16 protein-coding genes are annotated in these 17,432 nt (G+C 48.2%); 12 read left to right on the top strand and 4 right to left on the bottom strand.

The window, feature by feature from the left end; genetic code table 11:
- Positions 1–43: 43 nt before the first annotated feature.
- Entirely contained in the window at positions 44–3,685 is a 3,642-nt protein-coding gene (locus MKY54_RS09950) for a DNA polymerase III subunit alpha (RefSeq protein WP_339190330.1), read from the bottom strand.
- Positions 3,686–3,826: 141 nt separating this feature from the next.
- Between MKY54_RS09950 and MKY54_RS09945 the strand changes: the two genes are divergently transcribed.
- The 3 genes from MKY54_RS09945 to MKY54_RS09935 all read left to right on the top strand — a co-directional run bounded on the left by MKY54_RS09945 (position 3,827) and on the right by MKY54_RS09935 (position 5,054).
- Positions 3,827–4,150, top strand: a complete 324-nt coding sequence (locus tag MKY54_RS09945; RefSeq protein ID WP_036678886.1) for a YtrH family sporulation protein — start codon at positions 3,827–3,829, stop codon at positions 4,148–4,150.
- Positions 4,151–4,155: 5 nt separating this feature from the next.
- A complete protein-coding gene (locus MKY54_RS09940) occupies positions 4,156–4,656 on the top strand; it encodes a DUF4044 domain-containing protein (protein WP_038569663.1) in 501 nt (166 codons plus the stop codon).
- Positions 4,657–4,739: 83 nt separating this feature from the next.
- Positions 4,740–5,054, top strand: coding sequence for a YtpI family protein (locus MKY54_RS09935; RefSeq protein WP_076124899.1), 315 nt, complete (start codon positions 4,740–4,742; stop codon positions 5,052–5,054).
- A 134-nt stretch (positions 5,055–5,188) separates the two neighbouring features.
- Here MKY54_RS09935 and MKY54_RS09930 read toward each other — a convergent pair whose 3' ends face one another.
- A complete protein-coding gene (locus MKY54_RS09930) occupies positions 5,189–6,523 on the bottom strand; it encodes a DRTGG domain-containing protein (RefSeq protein WP_076124897.1) in 1,335 nt (444 codons plus the stop codon).
- A 300-nt stretch (positions 6,524–6,823) separates the two neighbouring features.
- Here MKY54_RS09930 and MKY54_RS09925 point away from each other — a divergent pair, with 300 nt between their 5' ends.
- Both MKY54_RS09925 and MKY54_RS09920 read left to right on the top strand, forming a co-directional pair.
- A complete protein-coding gene (locus tag MKY54_RS09925; protein ID WP_339190328.1) occupies positions 6,824–7,654 on the top strand; it encodes a hypothetical protein in 831 nt (276 codons plus the stop codon).
- A 130-nt stretch (positions 7,655–7,784) separates the two neighbouring features.
- A complete protein-coding gene (locus tag MKY54_RS09920) occupies positions 7,785–7,925 on the top strand; it encodes a hypothetical protein (protein ID WP_175617313.1) in 141 nt (46 codons plus the stop codon).
- 851 nt (positions 7,926–8,776) lie between these two features.
- Here MKY54_RS09920 and MKY54_RS09915 read toward each other — a convergent pair.
- Positions 8,777–9,058, bottom strand: coding sequence for a hypothetical protein (locus MKY54_RS09915; protein WP_076202990.1), 282 nt, complete (start codon positions 9,056–9,058; stop codon positions 8,777–8,779).
- A gap of 195 nt (positions 9,059–9,253) precedes the next feature.
- Between MKY54_RS09915 and MKY54_RS09910 the strand changes: the two genes are divergently transcribed.
- Positions 9,254–9,829 carry a hypothetical protein gene (locus MKY54_RS09910; RefSeq protein ID WP_076124891.1) on the top strand — a complete coding sequence of 192 codons (576 nt, stop codon included), beginning with the start codon at positions 9,254–9,256 and terminating at the stop codon, positions 9,827–9,829.
- A 118-nt stretch (positions 9,830–9,947) separates the two neighbouring features.
- Here the strand turns inward: MKY54_RS09910 and MKY54_RS09905 are convergent, their stop codons facing one another.
- Positions 9,948–10,286 (bottom strand): YlbF family regulator, encoded by a 339-nt coding sequence (locus tag MKY54_RS09905; RefSeq protein ID WP_036683973.1) that lies wholly within the window; start codon positions 10,284–10,286, stop codon positions 9,948–9,950.
- Positions 10,287–10,721: 435 nt separating this feature from the next.
- Here MKY54_RS09905 and MKY54_RS09900 point away from each other — a divergent pair, with 435 nt between their 5' ends.
- Genes MKY54_RS09900 through MKY54_RS09875 form a run of 6 tightly spaced genes read left to right on the top strand, consistent with a single transcriptional unit; the run spans position 10,722 to position 17,406 of the window.
- Positions 10,722–12,089 (top strand): YheC/YheD family protein, encoded by a 1,368-nt coding sequence (locus MKY54_RS09900; RefSeq protein WP_076124889.1) that lies wholly within the window; start codon positions 10,722–10,724, stop codon positions 12,087–12,089.
- 10 nt (positions 12,090–12,099) lie between these two features.
- Positions 12,100–13,266, top strand: coding sequence for a YheC/YheD family protein (locus MKY54_RS09895; RefSeq protein ID WP_076278574.1), 1,167 nt, complete (start codon positions 12,100–12,102; stop codon positions 13,264–13,266).
- Positions 13,267–14,640, top strand: a complete 1,374-nt coding sequence (locus MKY54_RS09890) for a YheC/YheD family protein (RefSeq protein ID WP_036683976.1) — start codon at positions 13,267–13,269, stop codon at positions 14,638–14,640.
- Entirely contained in the window at positions 14,637–15,749 is a 1,113-nt protein-coding gene (locus tag MKY54_RS09885) for a YheC/YheD family protein (protein ID WP_036683979.1), read from the top strand. Before MKY54_RS09890 ends, MKY54_RS09885 begins: the two co-directional genes overlap by 4 nt.
- A gap of 26 nt (positions 15,750–15,775) precedes the next feature.
- Entirely contained in the window at positions 15,776–16,294 is a 519-nt protein-coding gene (locus MKY54_RS09880; RefSeq protein ID WP_076124882.1) for a GNAT family N-acetyltransferase, read from the top strand.
- The gene (locus MKY54_RS09875; protein ID WP_076184268.1) at positions 16,276–17,406 is read left to right on the top strand and encodes a YheC/YheD family protein; all 1,131 of its coding nucleotides are present in this window, start codon (positions 16,276–16,278) and stop codon (positions 17,404–17,406) included. Before MKY54_RS09880 ends, MKY54_RS09875 begins: the two co-directional genes overlap by 19 nt.
- The last annotated feature ends 26 nt before the right edge of the window (positions 17,407–17,432 follow it).

The raw sequence follows: 17,432 nt of genomic DNA, 5'->3' as shown, positions 1-17,432 counted from the left end.
CCCTGTGGTTTCCTAATGTATGCGGAAAAGGGGAGAATTGTTCTTATTTTATTCTTACCGTACCTGCACCCAGCATAACCTCGATCGCCGCGAAAAGTTCCTCGGACGGCTTAATTCGATAATTATCGCTAAGAGCTAGGAGCTTCTGATCCTGTTCATAAAACAGAAGCGTCGCAGCAGGACCGGGATGATTCTGCAGCAGCTCTTTCAGGCGCGACAGCAACGCTGCATTCTCTGAGGCCGGCGTGATCTTGATAAAGACACGCTGGCCTGAGGTCGCCGCTGTTGCTGGCGCGGCCTGTGCAGGTGTTGCAGGCGGCGTTGTGCCGCCTGCTGGCCTGGCAGCCGGACCAGTGGCGGCACCGCTGGTCCGGGAAGCAGGAGCTGCGCCGCGTGGCGGCGCTCCTGCCGAGGCCGAGCGTCCCGCGCTGTACGAGCGGGACGCGGCGGCACTGCGGCGCTGCAACAGCCCGCGGAGAGCCTCCGCAGACAGCAGCGCCACTTCCTCGGCCAGCAGCTTGAAGCCTTCGTCTTCCTGCTGAACCTTAGCGCGCAAGGCCAGCAGCGCGCCCTTGGCAATCAAGCTGCGGCTTCGCTTCCACACCTCAGGGAAGAGTACGACCTCGCAGCGCTCGATCTGATCTTCCCATTCGACGAAGGCCATCGATTTTCCTTGCTTCGTCGTAATTTCCTTAACGGATACTACCATTCCGGCCGTAACCGTCTGGCTCTCATCCGCGGCTTCACCAAGATCCATCAGCCGCTGCATGCCGGGCTCCTCAAGCAGTTCCGCGCTATCATCAAGCGGATGGCCCGAAAGATATAACCCCAGCAGCTCACGTTCCATCTCCAGTTGCTGGCCAATGGTGAACTTAGGGATATCCGGATAGCGGATTTCCCAGTTCGGTGTCTCCACCAAATCGTCGAACAGCTGGATTTGCAGTTCATCCCGCTCCTTGCGCCATTTCAGCGCAGCGTCAACCGTCTCGTCCAGCATAGCCAGCAGCTGGGCGCGGTGACCCGGCAGACAGTCAAAAGCTCCCGCCTGCAGCAAAGATTCCACTACCCGCTTATTGCAGACCCGCAGGTCCACACGTCGACAGAAATCTAGCAGACTGTCGAACGGCCGCTCCTTGCGGACTGCCATAATGTTCTCCACTGCCAGCGTGCCGACGTTCTTAATGGCTGCAAGTCCAAAGCGGATATGCCCGGTTCCGGTTCCTTCGCCAGGAACCGGAGTAAACAATACGCCGCTCTCGTTCACATCCGGCGGCAACACGCCGATGCCTGTGCGGCGGCAGTCCAGCACATACTCCGCTACCTTGCGGTGAGTGCCCATTACAGCGGTCAACATAGACGCCATAAACTGCACCGGATAATGTGCCTTGAGATAGGCTGTCTGGAAAGCCAATACTCCATAAGCCGCGGCATGAGCCCGCGGGAAGCCGTAATCAGCAAAGCGCACGATCATGTCATAAACAGCATTCGCATCCGTTTCATTATACCCCTGCTGCAAGCTGCCTTGAACAAAATGGCTCCGTTCCTTATCCAGCGTCTCACGTTTTTTCTTTGAGACCGCTCGACGGAGCAGATCCGCTTCTCCTAACGAGAAGCCCGCCATCAGAGAAGCAATCTGCATGATCTGTTCCTGATACACAATGATCCCATAGGTGTCCGCTAAAATAGCCTTCAAATCAGAATGTGGATACTCTACTTCAATCTCACCGTGTTTGCCTGCTATATATTTCGGGATAAATTCCATCGGACCGGGACGATACAGCGCTAGAACCGATACAATATCTTCAAAGCCGTTAGGCTTCAGATCTTTAAGTACTCGTCTAACGCCCGCCGACTCCAGCTGGAAGACCCCTGTTGTCTCACCAGCCCCAAGCATTTCATACGTAGCTGGATCATGATCTGGGATGACACGGAAATCCGGAACACTTCCGCTCATTTCTTTAATCGAATTCATGCAGCGTTCGATAATCGACAACGTGCGCAAACCCAGAAAATCCATTTTCAACAGCCCGACACTCTCCAAATGCTCCATAGAGTATTGGGTTAACGCCGTACTTTCGTTACCTTCCTGAAGTGGGACTGCATCGGTCAACGGACCTTTCGAGATAACAACCCCAGCAGCATGTGTCGAAGCATGGCGGGGCATGCCCTCCACCTTCATAGCCATATCCAGCAACCCTTTAATCTTTGGATTGCTATCATACAGTGCTTTAAGATCTGGTGTACTCTCCAGCGCTCTGGCAAGGCTGATCCCTAGTTGACCAGGTATAAGCTTGGCAGCTTTGTCTACCTCGTTATAAGGCAAGTTCAGCACCCTGCCTACATCACGAACGGCAGCCCGTGCAGCCATAGTTCCGAAAGTAATAATTTGCGCCACATGTTCTTTGCCGTATTTCTCCACTACATAACCAATAACCTCATCACGCCGTTCATCGCTAAAATCGATATCAATATCCGGCATGGTGATCCGTTCTGGATTTAGAAAACGTTCAAAGAGCAAGTTATATTTCAATGGGTCCACATCGGTGATTCGCAAAGAGTATGCGGTGAGACTACCCGCGGAAGATCCCCGTCCGGGTCCCGTAGCAATTCCCTGACGATGACAATAAGCAATAAAATCCCACACAATTAGAAAATAATCGCTGAAGCCCATACTCTCGATAACGCCCAGTTCATAGGTCAGACGCTTCTCAGCCGTCTCTCTTTGCTCAGGTGTAGTCCATTGCGGTGTATCTATATATCGTTCCTCCATCCCCTTCCAGCACAGCTCACGCAAATAAGCAGCGGAATCCATGCCTTCAGGGAGCGGAGAATAGGCAGGCAGAATATGATTGCCGAAGGTCAGCTCCAAATTACATTTTTCTGCGATCAATAAGGTATTGGCGATAGCCTGCGGCACATGCGGAAACAATGCCGCCATTTGCTCGCTGCTTTTTAGAAACAGCTGATCTGTTCCGATCTTGAGACGTTCCTCATCATCCACCGTTTTGCCTGTTCCGATGCAGATCAGCACATCCTGAACCTCAGCATCTTCCTTCGCTAAATAATGGACATCATTCGTCACCACAAGTGGAATTTCACAGTCCTCGGCAAGGGCGATCAGCTTGGGATTGACTCTCTTTTGCTCGGAGATCCCGTGGTCTTGCAGCTCCAGATAGAAATCTTCGCCAAAAATCGCCTTATATCGCAGCGCAGCCTTGCGCGCCTCCTCATCACGTCCATGCATCAGATGCTGCGGCACTTCTCCGCCCAGACAAGCACTTAGGCAGATAATCCCCTCTGAATGAGCTGCCAGCACTTCCATATCAATTCGTGGTTTATAATGATGGCCTTCCAGATGGCCGATAGAGATCAGCTTCATCAGGTTCTTGTAGCCGGTTTCATTCTTGACGAGCAGAATCAAGTGGTAGATCGGTTGATCTTTTCGACTGCCCCGCTCACGGCGTGAACCCGCGGTTAAATAAGCTTCACAGCCAATAATCGGCTTGATTCCATTCTCTTTACACGCTTTATAAAAGGGGATGGCCCCGTACATCACTCCATGATCCGTAAGCGCCAGCGACTTCATGCCGTATTCGCCGGCCCGGCGCACGAGATCGGTAATGCGCGCCGCCCCGTCCAGTAAACTGTATTCGCTGTGCACATGCAAATGCACGAAAGGGCTCATAACCCCACTTCCTCTCTACTGCAAAAATCAAACATAAGATGAAACTATTTTATCATATTAAAGGGGGACCCGCCCATAGAATGGATTAAGAGCATAAGGACAGGCAAAGCTTGTAAATGCCTCGTCCGGGAAGGGGCCTGTATGAGCATTTTTATGAGCAAAGCTATCCTCGACTTCTTTATCGCCTTCGGCATCGTGCTTGGCGGAGCTATGCTCGGCGGAATCGGCGCCGTTGTATCCCTGCAACCGCCGACGCAAACGATGCTGGATGTGGCAGATCGGATTAAAATATGGGCACTAGCAGCCGCTGTAGGAGGTACTATGGACCCCTTACGGGTCATTGAAAGCAACATGATTGGAGGCAACCTCTCCCCCGCCATCAAACAAATCATGTATCTTGCCTTCGCTTTTCTAGGAGCCCATATGGGCAGTGAGCTAGTAAAATGGGTGTGCGGCAGGGGGTAACGCCAGTGAGAGTTCCACCATTCAGTCGTTTTCGCAGATTCACCCAGATCTCCGCTATATTCATGCTAGGGATCGTCGTAGGAGCTGTCATATACAATGCTATTTACCATGTAGGATATAACGTATTATGGCTGCATAATCAAGATCTGCGTGTACAGATCGAGCAATATCAAAAAGATATTCAGACACTCAAAAAATACAATAATACCTCAACCGTGATCAGAGAAATCAAAATTCGATCGGAGGAAAGCAAATCCAAAGAAGATACCCCACTTGACCCCGTAACTGTAAAATTAATCATAAGCCAAATGGGCTCAGATCTGGAACCGATGCGCGGCCGCAGCATGTTCGATATTGATACAGACAGCAAACTTGTTAGACTGCTGTTGGATGGCAAGCTATACATTGTGCGTGACAAGGAATACTCTGTCAAAATCCGAACCATGCTCGTCATGGAAGGCGTCCTGCAAATCTGGGTAGAAATCAGTCCTTTTAAGCGCAGCTGACAGCCATCGTGTGATACAATAATGGACAGACGTGGAAATTACTTCTTGGCTACTGCAAGACACGATAAAGGAGCTGGCTGTCCATGGTTTTATTTATCAAGTATTTATTGTTTATCCTGCTGGTGATCTTTGTAATCGGTGCCGCTGTGTTCAGCATATCCTCCCGCCGTGCCTTAAATCCCCAAGATAAAGGGCTGAAACGCTCCGTCATGAATGTGATGCTCGGTGCTATGCTCGTAACGCTGTCCTTGATATCCATGTTTTTGTTTCGCGGCTCTACCGTTAATATCATTGTTGAAGCTGCCTTTCTGCTGATTGGTGCGTTCAACATCTTCTCGGGGCTACGCAGCTATAGTTTTTACAGCCGTAGTCGCAGCCGTAGCCAGGAACAACACTAGTCGAAAGCTTAGCTGCTGTTCTGACGGAATAGAAAGAATAAAATAGACTCCCCTCTCTTTCAATGATGAGGGCAGTCTATTTAGCATGTATACGATCCTATTTACCGTATGCTATCCAGCTAGCAAACCATTTTTTAGCCATGATCAATGGATTGCAGCATCAGAACAGCTTTGGCTACCAGAGTATCCGAGTGGCTGATCTCAATTTCAAGCTTACAGGTACGGCGGCTGATTTCGAGCAGTCTCGGCATTACAATGATCGCATGCTCGATCTGTACCGGTCGGATAAAATAAGTGGACATATTATCTAGTACATAATCATTTCCTGTGATGTCCTTAGCTGCTTTAAATGCCGAGAGCGTCATAAGCGTAGACAATATTCCTTCAGAAATCGTCCCAAGATCCGTAGCCATCTGCGGCGTAATAAAGCCATGGAAGAACAATCGTCCCTCTTCGTCCCGCTCATCCGCAAAACCATTCCAAATGAGATGATCAAAAGTCTCTCCCAGCTGAGGTTGATTCCGGACATCGCGTAAGCTTTGCAGTACTTCTTTACGGGTTAGGGAGCCTACCAGTTTACGGTTACGGTCCACTATGGGCAGAAAATCCACGCCTTCCCACATCATGATCTGGGCCGCGGAGGCTAGTGAGGTTTGCAGTGCAGCCGTAACCGGACTGCGGATCATCGCTTTTTCAATGATCTGGCCTTCCGTCAATTCCTCTACATCGCGGCGACCGATAATGCCGATGACTCGGTTCCATTCATCCGTAACGGGAAAGCGCTGCTCTCCAGTTTCCTCAGAAACCTGTCGTAGCTCGCCGACGGTACTAGAGATTTTTAACGTATTCAGGCGCGGTTTGCTGTCGATAATATCCTCTACCAGCATAATTTTTTTCTTAATCAATCTATCAAAAATAGCACGGTTAATCATTGAAGCGACGGTAAACGTGTCATGTCTCGAAGAAATAATGGGAAGATCCAGCTCGTCTGCCAAGGCCTTCACTTCACGGCTCGTCCCAAAGCCCCCTGTCACCAGAACCCCCGCGCCCTGCTCCAGCGCTAGAGAGTGAACATCATCACGGTTACCTACAATCAACAGACTGTCAGCATCTATATAACGGATCATCGCATCGACCTTCATCGCCCCGATCACGTATTTATGCAGATGTTTATTTAGTCCACTTGCTCCGCCGAGCACATGCCCTTCAACAATATCAACTACATCGCCAAACGTCAGCTGTTCTGAAATGTTCCGAGGTTTCTTTTCTACACGAACTGTACCAATCCGTTCCTTCGTGATGACTATCCCGAGATTCTCAGCTTCCTTCACTGCACGGTAAGCAGTCCCTTCGCTGACTAACATTTCTTTGGCGAGCTTGCGAACAGATATTTTGGTGCCTACCTTAAGACCTTCAATATGCTGCAGCAGTTGCTCGTGTTTAGTAATCGCATCGCCTTGACCTTCCAACTGTTACACCCCCATGCTCCAATCTGTACTATACTGTACCTATTATACACGGATAGAATGGCTCAGTACAACCGATTCATAAGCTTCGAATTCGAATTTCACTCTCCTTACACAATCTACGATTAAGGTAGGTATTGCCACATAGTGAGTTTGAAAACCACCTTAAAATCGAATTTTTTGAAACTGAATATCTCTGATGCGTTTTAAGCTGACCTTAAACATTCGCTGCCTTTATTTAGCAACCTTTTCCTCTTTTTTATAGTCTGAGAATTAAAGAATGTGTAAAGGAGCATTGAAGAGATGAACAAGACCGCTTTATTACTACTTACTATTACTTTGCTTTTTATAGGACTGGTCGGCTGTGGAAATACGGGAAACGAAGTAAAACAAGCAGGCCAGATTGAGTTGGATGCAAATAATATAGTGTCTATTAACTTAATTGAAAAAAAACAGCCCATGGCCACTATTTCGGATCCATCCTCGTTTGAACGTTTTGTTCAAGCCATAACTACTGCTGAATATGATAGAGGACAACTAGATATTGCTTCCAGCGATTACAGCACCACTGTGAACATGAAGGATGGCATAAGTTATGAGTTCTCTTTTTGGATCGGCGGAAGTAACAGTGGGTTACTCATTAAATCCGGACAAATGGGCCACTATCGTCTGTCAGATACCAGCAAAAAAGATCTATTGGACTTGTTTCAATCAACTTTTAAAGATAAGATTTCAACAGAAGACACTGCTAACCCACAGCCCCCAAGCGTTCAAGTTACTGTTGGCGGTGAGCGGTTCGAGGCTATTCAAGGCTCTTATTGCTGGAACGACAATGGCAAAGGCGTATGTGTGGATATGGCTTCTTACGATGAATTGGTTTCCAAACAAAAGGTACATCCTAAAGCCATCAGCGGTGATCGGGTAGAACTCGAGTTCTCATATGCACCCAAAGAGATAGAGGTTATGGCTTCATTTCCTCGTGAGGAACGACCGGACGAAACCCTTTCTGTGGACAAAAATAGTTTTCAACTCGCAGCAGGTAGCGGCAGACATCTGTATATCATCCATGCAAGATGGCCTCAGGGAAGCGCCAGTTATGTATTTGAAGTAGAATGCTCGGTCAGTAAAAAGTAGTCGGATTGTTTTTGCAACAAGTGGGTGGGATGATGGTAGGATGGTAGGATGGTAGGATGGTAGGATCATATCCATCCTTTCTACGATCAGGAAAAAAGTTTATACTATCGACGTGAAAGGAGCTGAGCTTATGCAATTTCTTGTTATACTCGCGGTTCTCGTTCCTGCAGTGTGGTATTACGCGGCTCTCGGTAAACGGATATCTGCAGAAGAAAAGAAGGCTGGAAGAGATCTCACGAATGAGATCAATCCTTTTACGGGTGGAAAATAACATTTAGCCCCCTGCTAGCAATGCAGGAACATATTAAAGCCCACTGGCTTAGGCTAGTGGGCTTTTTCGTATGAGTGTGTCTTTTGGCGCGGCAGTCTACGTTATTTGTGTCTCTCTTTTCGCCACTTCTGTGCTTTCCGCAGCATTCTAAAGCATTTTTGCCTCTCTTCGCACCATTGCCGCGCTTTCCGCAACATTCTGAGGCACTTATGCCTCTCTTTTCGCTACTTCTGCGCTTTTCGCGGCATTCTAAGGCACTTATGCCTCTCTTTTCGCCACTTCTGTGCTTTCCGCAGCATTCTAAGGCATTTTTGCCTCTCTTCGCACCATTGCCGCGCTTTCCGCAACTTTCTGAGGCACTTATGCCTCTCTTTTGGCTACTTGCGCGTTTTGCGCGGCATTCTACGGTATTTATGCCTCTCTTTTGGCTACTTGCGCGTTTTGTGCGACATTCTACGGTATTTATACCTTTCTTTTGGCTACTTGCGCGTTTTGCGCGGCATACTACGGTATTTATACCTTTCTTTTGGCTACTTGCGCGTTTTGTGCGGCATTCTACGGTATTTATACCTTTCTTTTGGCTACTTGCGCGTTTTGTGCGACATTCTACGGTATTTATGCCTCTCTTTGCACCATTGCCGCGCTTTCCGCAACATTCTAAGGCATTTCCGCCCCTCTTCGCACCATTGCCGCGCTTTCCGCAGCATTCTGAGGCATTTTTGCCTCTCTTTGCACTACTTCTGCGCTTTCCGCAACATTCTAAGTCATTTTTGCCTCTCTTTGCACGACTGCCGCGCTTATTCGAGAGACCTGAAGCTAATCTAGCTTTTTAGTATCCGATGCCAACTCTATTATCTTTGCGAAACTCTAGTTTCTTCATTCCACTTTGTCTGCCATTGCTCCAGCTTTGCTTTTCGCACAGCTTCCAAACGTTTGGTCTTTTCTTCATCAACCCCGATAATAAAATGCAAATGTGCCGCAATGACCATAAACGCAAAAAGTGACCAGACGACTCCAAAACCAAACACCCAGCTCGGTCCATTCGCAAGCGAAAGCTTCGGCAGTGCATACAAAAGCATGGCCAACGCCAGCAACAAATAGATACCATGTTTGAACTTGTTTCTTTTTCTCATTAATAACAGCTCCTTCGTAGACAGGATATTCGATTAAATCTATATCTCTACTCTATGAACATGAGGCCCGTAATATGAGACAAGTCCATTAAAAAATATATACCTTTTCAAAATTATGTATAAAAGGTTAGCATTTATATAGCAAGAGATGCTTATATATGAGATGATGATTTCATTTAGGGAGGCGTTTTTGAATTGAATGCAGCTTATAATCATACCGAATACATAATTCGCAAAAAAGTATTTTCGATCATGGGTGCGAAACTTCATATTTTTGATAGCTCTGAGCAGCTTGTGCTCTATTCGCAAATGAAAGCGTTCAAGCTTAAAGAAGACATTGCACTTTATACGGATGAGTCCATGCAGAAGGAGCTTCTGCGCATAAAAGCCCGCAACGTGGTCGATTTTAGTGCTACTTATGATGTACACGATACAGAGTCCGGTGAGCATATTGGTGCTTTTCGACGTAAGGGTCTCAAATCTATTTTGAAGGATGAATGGATTATTCTTGACCGTCATGATCAGGAAATCGGAAAAATCAAGGAAGACAGCACCGCGATGGCTCTACTGCGCCGCTTCATCGCTATTATTCCGCAGAAATATAATATCGAGATGGATGATACTACGATCCCTGCATTCAAGCAAAATTTCAATCCATTTGTCACCAAAATTATGGCTGACTTCTCGGAGGATCGAAAAGGCAAGCTTGATCGCCGCTTAGGTTTGGCAGCTGGTATTCTTCTCTGCGCAGTCGAAGGTAAACAAGATTAGGTTGAGATTGGGTCGAGCTTGAACTTAGGCTAGCCCTATAGTCACAGCCACAAGAAAGAGGGTGTTTCCAGAGCCACCGGCTTCGGGAACACCCTCTTTTGATTTTCATTGCTAAAATTTATTCGCCGTACAATTGAGACAAACTCTCGGTGATAATTTTATTTACATCCTCGATTACAACGCTCAGACGGCGTTCCGCATCGAACAGACGACGAATGCCAAGATTCAAGTTAAGCACCTCGAACAGCTTCTCCATCTTTTCCATTTCTTCTTGTGGAGGCATTTCTCCGCTCATCATCCGTTGTTGCAGCTCCATCTGACCTTGGCGGAAATTGTCCAGCATCGCTTTCGCTTCAGGATCTGTTTCTACGACCTTCATGGCATTTCTGATATCCGATACCTCGCTGCTCTCTTTAATGGCTTTCGCCAGTTCATGTGCTTTGTCGTGAATGCTCATTATGATTCCTCCTAAAAGTTTTGTTAGCGTACACTCCTCAGATCGTCTTCGTACAAAACTCACTTCGAAAGCATACGCTTAAGTTTTGTTAGCGTACACTTCCTATCGTCTTCGTACAAAACTCACTTCGAAAGCTTACGCTTAGGTTTTGTTAGCTGCTGCTTCCTGAATCTACTCTGCTCTAAAAACTCACTCCGAAAACATACGCTTAAGTTTTGTTAGCAGCTGCTTCCTGAATTCACGCTGCTTTAGTTTCCAATATTCGCTCATTCCATACTTGTTTCGCTTCTTGGGCCGAGCTTATGAAATGACTGGGCAAGGTTTTTAGCGGTTAGGTCAATCACCAAGGGTCATCTGTCTCCATATGATGAATGATATGTAACCCTTAGCTACCAAATTGCCGGCATCATGCTGCCTACCGGAAGGAGATCCACGATGTCCCAATTCAAGATCCCGGTCCATACGGTCAACTCGGGCATCCTGCAGGAAAACGCTATAATGCTTGGCGAAAAATCCATGAAAAGACTCAAAATCCCGTCTCACGGAACACTCCAGCTGGCATTCGGCTCTTTCCGGCAGGAGGTTACCATTATCTCGGCTCCCAAATCCGACATCCTGCGTGTAAGCGAAGGACTGGCGCAGCGGACCGGATGGAAACACCGACAAACCCTCAACGTTTCTTACAGCTCTGTAAGCCGCACCTTGCGGCTTGGACCGTTGATCGGCGTGCTCGTCAGTCGTGACCATCCAGATAATCTCGACAGGTTGTTTGGACCCATTACCATGTTCTGCCGGGAATTGACAAATGCCTGCCACACACAAGGCGCCTATGTATATTTCTTTACCCCGGAAGCGCTGGAAACACGCAGTTCTTCCATTCAGGGCTGGGTATACAACGAGGGTTGGAGAAAAATGAGTCTGCCCATTGCCGATGTAATCAACAATCGGTTAACGACGCGAAAGGTGGAGAATAAACCTAGCGTACAGCATTTTTTGGCGGATGTAAAATCACGATATGGAACGCATTTCTTCAACGAAAAATTTCTTGACAAGACAGAGGTATTTGAAGCTTTAGCGCAAGACCCTTCCCTGCAGCGGTATTTACCTGAGTCGCATGCGTTGAACGGCTTTGCCGTAATGAAGAAGATGTGCAGCCATTACCCAAGTGTATTTTTGAAACCTGTACGAGGCAGTCTCGGCAAAGGCATACTTCGTATCTCTAAAGAAGAAGGCGGAGGTTACCGTCTGTTGTCTACTACCTCCATAGGTACACGCAAGCAAAGCTACACCACTCTCGCTAAATTGTACCAGTCCATCGCTCCCAAAATGAAGACTACTCGATACCAGATTCAGCAGGGATTGCCTTTGATGGAGCTAGGAAGGCGGCCTGTAGATTTCCGGGCACTTGTTCAGAAGAATGGCAGCGGAAAATGGGGGGTTACCTCCATTGTCGCCCGCACCGCCGGAAGCAATCACTTCGTGTCTAATTTAGCTAGAGGTGGCAGTCTCAGCACTGTAAAAGAAGCGGTTAGCAAGAGCAGTCTTCCTCCGGGCGCAAAAGAAAACGTTCAGCTTCAGCTGCCCAGAGCAGCACTTGCCATTGCAAGAGGGGTCGAAACCTTTATCCCCGCTCATTTCGGAGAGCTCGGAATCGATCTGGCACTGGATCAATCAGGACGAATATGGCTCTTAGAGGTTAACTCCAAGCCCTCCAAGAACGATAATACACCGTTAAACGATCAAAAAATAAGACCGTCCGTCAAGCAAATGATTTTATATTGCCGCTACTTGGCCGGTTTATAAGGAGGACACGATGACTGAAACAGAAGTGGGGTTCCTCGGCATTATGACAGGCCGCCGCAACGGGAATCCACCGATCGCCGAGCCAGAGTTTTGCAGTCATTTATGCCGGGCAGCTCCTCTATACAGCCTAAAAGTCCTCGTATTTCATCCAGACGGAGTAGCGGCAGACGGTTCCTCCATTACCGGCTATACCTGGAAAGATGGAAGCTGGCAGAATACTACTTCTTCACCGCCAGATATTGTCTATAATCGCTGCTTTTACGAAGGTCCTAAAGAAAGAAAAGAAGCTTCCGCTGCTCTCTCTACTCTTCATCGTTCCCTGCCTTGGTCTCGAGGTTTGCCAGATAAATGGGGTGTACATGAGATATTGAAGCGCGACCGGAGAGCAGCGGCAATACTGCCGGAAACTGTACTCTATACCGGTACCCGCAGGTTAAGTACAATGCTTGCTGAAAGAGAATATGGAGTCTTTCTAAAGCCCAAGGCCGGCACCCATGGCAAACGTACATTACATGCCATACTGCAGAACAGAGGGATGAGAGTACGAGGGCGTGACGGAACAAATACACCCTTTCAATATGTTTTCGACTCACAGGCTGAAGGACTGAACTGGATTCATGAATTTATCGGCTCACGCCGCTATATTATACAGCCTTTCCTGCACCTAACGAATAGTAAGGGGCAACCGTTCGATGTGCGTGTATTGATGCAAAAGAATGGCCTTGGCCGCTGGACTCTTACCGGCATGGCCGTACGGCTGGGTAACCAAGGTTCGCTGACTTCGAACCTGCATGGCGGCGGAACAGCTGTTTCTCCCCTGCCTTTTTTGCTTGCTGAATATGGTCAGGGTGGAAAAGACATCATGCGTGAGCTTGCTGCAGAAGGTGCATACTTGCCTCCCCTACTGGAGGCTGCATGCGGCAGGCTTGGAGAACTCGGCCTTGATTTCGGTATTGATTCGAGCGGTCGGATTCATTTACTAGAAGCAAATTCCAAGCCAGGGCGCACGGTATTCCGGCTGACGGGCGACCGCCGGGCTGCTAAGCTCGCCGCCGAGAATCCACTGTCTTATGCGCGCCATCTACTGCTCACACAACGACGGATACCATCCCTATCTACGGGCAGCTCCGTTACAAACGGGAGAATGATAACAATGGTTCCTAAGGAGGATTCATAAATGAGTCTCACTTTTTGCAATGTGCATTTCACTAAGCAGCCCCAAAGAGTTGTATATGTATCAGGTGCACTGATGAAAAGCTTGAAGTTAACGGGGAAAAAAAATATACGCTTAAGGCTCGGTAAAGATGCCACCCCGACCATGATCAAGCCCATCAAGCGCGCCGGAAATCACCTATATCTCGCCTCAGGCGTAAAAAGCGCTATCAAGGTTCCGAAATCAGGTGGTGTCTATTTACGCAATCTACAGAATGACGAGGTGCAGCTAGGACCTTTAGTTGGCATATTATCCGATGGTCCTGCTTCCTCGTCTCAGCCCTTCGGTTCTCGCACAGGGTTCATCAAGCAATTACTGCGGGAAGGCAGCAACAAATGTTATATATTTGCCTTTATGCCGCGTGACATCAACTGGCAACAGGAACAGGTCTATGGATATTTTTTGACTTCAAGCGGTAAGTTTGAACGAAAAATGGTCCCTCTACCTGATGTTGTCTATAATCGATTGCCCAGTCGGAGAGCTGAGACCTCACCCTATATCAACCAACTTCGCGAACGATTTATGCGGAAAAGAATTCCATACTTTAACTGGAGCTTTTTCAATAAATCCGATATCTATAAGCTTTTAGAAAATGATGGGGCGGCAAATCGTTATGTACCTGAAACCCACAGCAATCCGTCCACGGAAAAAATGAGAGAAATGCTGGATCACCATCATTTTGTATACTATAAACCTTCTGCGGGAAGTCTGGGTCACGGCATTTATCGGCTTACCTATCTCCCGAAAAAGGGGTATTTTGCCCGCTACCGCCGCGGTGGAAAAAACGTTCTTTTACGCTTTACCACCTTTGAAGCCCTTATGCGTATGCTTCGTTCGCGTCACGGTCAAAATCTGCAAAATTATATAGTTCAGCAGGGAATACGTCTCATCGAAATAGATGGCTGCCCGATTGATTTCCGGTTCCATATGCATAAAAACGGCAGTAATCAGTGGATTGTAGTCGGCATAGGCGCTAAAAAAGCCGGCCGTGGCAGTGTCACCACTCACCTTAAAAATGGAGGAGCATTGCTTACACCTCAGCAAGCACTCGGACGTGTATTCGGCGCAAGAGCTGACGAAGTACTGCAGCGTGCAAAGACTACAGCCATCAAGCTGGCAGAATCACTAGAAGTCCAGCATCGTCATTTGCTCGGTGAAATTGGCTTTGATCTCGGAATTGATCAGGATGAAGACATCTGGATGTTCGAGGCCAACGCCAAACCAGGTCGTTCCATCTTCCGTCACCCTTCCCTGCGCGCTGAGGGCAAAGCTTCCATCGAGCACATTCTGGAGCATTGTCTATACCTCAGCAAATTCCGCAGGAGGGATGAGATGTGAGCACCCATAATCCGGAAGATACAAAACCTGTTATTGCCATACTGACAACCAGCGATAAAGTACGGCAATTTAATGGCAACCGCAGCAACTTCCGGGACATTATTCGCACAGGCAAAGAAATGGGATTTCTTGTCTACGTCGTCACTGTCCGTGACCTCAAGCTTGAGGAACGGATGGTGAACGGATATGTCCCATCGTCCAGCGGTAAAATCTGGTACAGCATTCCTGTACCTCTTCCACAAATCATTTATAACCGAATTCCCACCCGTGAGGATGAGGAAAAACCTGCTGTGGTACGTAAAATAGCTCAATGCCTGGAACATCCAGGCATTAAGCTATATAATCCATATTTTTTCAATAAATGGAGTCTCTTCGAATGGTTGAGGGGTTCGCACTCCACCTCAAAGCATGTTCCAAAAACGAGACGATTACGCAGTGCAAACACCCTTACTGCCATGCTGAACCAGCATACCAGCCTCTACCTTAAACCAGAGAATGGCAAAGCAGGAAAAGGAATTATGCGCCTAAAATATCGTGCAGATACCGCTTTGCCTTACCGGCTCCAAATTCAAAGCGGCAAAAAAAATGTGACGTACAAAGCAGCTTCCATGGACCGGCTCTGGGCAAGAATCGGAAAAGAAAAAGGAATCTCTCGTTATATTGTGCAGCAGGCTATTGAACTGGCGACTCATCGGGGAAGACCGTTTGATCTGCGGGTGCTGCTGCAAAAAAACAGCAGAGGCGGCTGGGGAGTCACCGGAATAGGTGCACGCCTCGCCGGTGCCCGAAGTATAACGACACATGTACCACGCGGCGGTAGTATTGAAGAGCCTGCCAGCATGCTGGAAAGTACATTTGGAACCGAAAGAGCAGCCATGATCCTGAAGAGTGTGCCTACAACCGCCCTTCTTATCGCTAGACAAATTGAAAGAGCTTCTGATTCTATGCTCGGAGAGATGTCGATGGATCTGGGTGTAGATGAGAATGGGGGACTCTGGTTCTTTGAGGCCAACTCCCGGCCGATGAAATTTGATGAACCCGCGATCCGCAAGCTGTCCCTAGAGCGAATCTTTCACTACGGCCAGCATTTAGCGCGCCAGTTTAAATAGAAATCATTAAAAGGATGTGACACAGCATGCAGATATCCTCCATCTATGACACAAATGCCAAACAGTGGAAATCACGGCTGGCTGGACTGCTTGAGTTTATAAGAGCGCATGGGGAGAAGCGAATCACAAACCAAGCTTGCAAAGTACTGGCCCGATTAACACCGGATCAGTTGTCAGAGCCGGGTATCTCGCTGCTTGTCGCCACCGTACGCGGTCAGAATGGGCGCCAGCTCGCAGGAGTCAGCTTCGTATCCGGATTCGGTGCAGAAGCCTGTCTTGTCGCTGTGCACCCCTTCTACCGGAATAGACATACCGGCACTGCCTTAATGGCTGCCCAGCTGAAACGCCTCGGGCATCTGCAATGCAGTGTTGCCTGCGACAATACTGCTAGCCTAAAGATGTGCTTCAATATCGGCCTTGCTGCCGACACACTTACCACTGGTCCTACCGGCAAGCCAACATTACTGCTCCGGTCACCCCATCATACCGGCAGCACTACTATTTCTCCACAAGAAGGTGAACTCCTGTGCCAGAGCCCGTCTTAGGCATTCTTACTTTATATATTAACGAAGCTAAGCAGCTTGAAGAAAAGGCCGTGTACCGGAGAATGATCGTCGAGGGCAAACGAATTGGCTTGGATGTCTTTGTGTTTACCCCCATGGATGTTCATCCCAGCAAAGAGCAGATCCATGCCCTTGTCTTTGATCCCAAGAGCGGAAAATGGTCACGCAAATGGCGTTCTTTTCCGAATATGATTTATGACCGTTGCCGTATTCAGCGCAGCTCACGCTTTCAGCAACTGCTTCGTTTCCGAGAACGCTACAATCATCTGTTATTTCTGAATCGTCCACTGCGCAACAAATGGACCATTCACCAAACATTTTCACAAAAAAGCCGTTTCCGGCAGCATATGCCAGAAACTTTACTCTATCAGTCCTCTGCCGACCTGCGCCGGATGCTGAAAACCAATTCAGTAGTCTATATCAAGCCGGCAAACGGCACAGGCGGACGTGGCATCCTCAGAATTGAGAGAATGAAGGATGGGCGTGGGGTATATGATATTCAAGGCCGTCGCCAGGATCGCCGAATCATTCCCACCCGTAAAGTCTCTTCTACTCGGCTGGATTCCATCGTACGGCAATGGTGTATCGGCGGACGTTTCCTTATCCAACAGGGGATCCCATTACGTCTGCCGGGCGGACGTTTCCATGATTACCGGATGCTCGTTCAAAAGAATGGGCAAGGTGTCTGGGAACTGACAGGTATGGCAGCACGGGTCGGTGCAGCGCGGAGTGTAACCTCCAATCTTCATGGCGGTGGTCATGCCGTTCGAGCGGAAACGCTGCTGAAGGAATGGCTGGGCAGTCAGGATAAAACCGATAAGGTCATGAAGACTGCCGAGAGGTTGGGCCTTGATGCCGCAGCCTTCTTGGAAGAAAGTTACGGAGCCTTATGTGAGCTTGCATTGGACCTCGCCATTGATCGCGAAGGTAAAATTTACGTGCTGGAGGTTAATCCCAAGCCCGCCCGTGAAGTGTTCGCAAGATCAGGTGACGGAACCACATACCGCAAAGCCCTGATTCGCCCTCTAGAATACGCGCTGTGGCTCTACAATAACAAAGGAACCCCGAGCACAGCTAAAACGACTGAGGAATAAAAATTATCATAGTAGTCATCAAAAAA

This window comes from Paenibacillus sp. FSL P2-0121, assembly GCF_037975345.1.
Lineage (GTDB): Bacteria > Bacillota > Bacilli > Paenibacillales > Paenibacillaceae > Paenibacillus_AQ > Paenibacillus_AQ odorifer.
Note: the sequence above shows the minus strand (reverse complement) of the source record. Positions and strands in the feature narration are given on the sequence as shown.

Bases quoted from the DNA above. Each gene is read 5' to 3' on its own strand.
- MKY54_RS09950 (WP_339190330.1), bottom strand. From the start codon at position 3,685: ATGAGCCCTTTCGTGCATTTGCATGTGCACAGCGAATACAGTTTACTG.
- MKY54_RS09880 (WP_076124882.1), top strand. From the start codon at position 15,776: ATGCAGATATCCTCCATCTATGACACAAATGCCAAACAGTGGAAATCA.
- MKY54_RS09915 (WP_076202990.1), bottom strand. From the start codon at position 9,058: ATGAGAAAAAGAAACAAGTTCAAACATGGTATCTATTTGTTGCTGGCG.
- MKY54_RS09900 (WP_076124889.1), top strand. From the start codon at position 10,722: ATGTCCCAATTCAAGATCCCGGTCCATACGGTCAACTCGGGCATCCTG.
- MKY54_RS09895 (WP_076278574.1), top strand. From the start codon at position 12,100: ATGACTGAAACAGAAGTGGGGTTCCTCGGCATTATGACAGGCCGCCGC.
- MKY54_RS09890 (WP_036683976.1), top strand. From the start codon at position 13,267: ATGAGTCTCACTTTTTGCAATGTGCATTTCACTAAGCAGCCCCAAAGA.
- MKY54_RS09945 (WP_036678886.1), top strand. From the start codon at position 3,827: ATGAGCATTTTTATGAGCAAAGCTATCCTCGACTTCTTTATCGCCTTC.
- MKY54_RS09920 (WP_175617313.1), top strand. From the start codon at position 7,785: ATGCAATTTCTTGTTATACTCGCGGTTCTCGTTCCTGCAGTGTGGTAT.
- MKY54_RS09905 (WP_036683973.1), bottom strand. From the start codon at position 10,286: ATGAGCATTCACGACAAAGCACATGAACTGGCGAAAGCCATTAAAGAG.
- MKY54_RS09925 (WP_339190328.1), top strand. From the start codon at position 6,824: ATGAACAAGACCGCTTTATTACTACTTACTATTACTTTGCTTTTTATA.
- MKY54_RS09935 (WP_076124899.1), top strand. From the start codon at position 4,740: ATGGTTTTATTTATCAAGTATTTATTGTTTATCCTGCTGGTGATCTTT.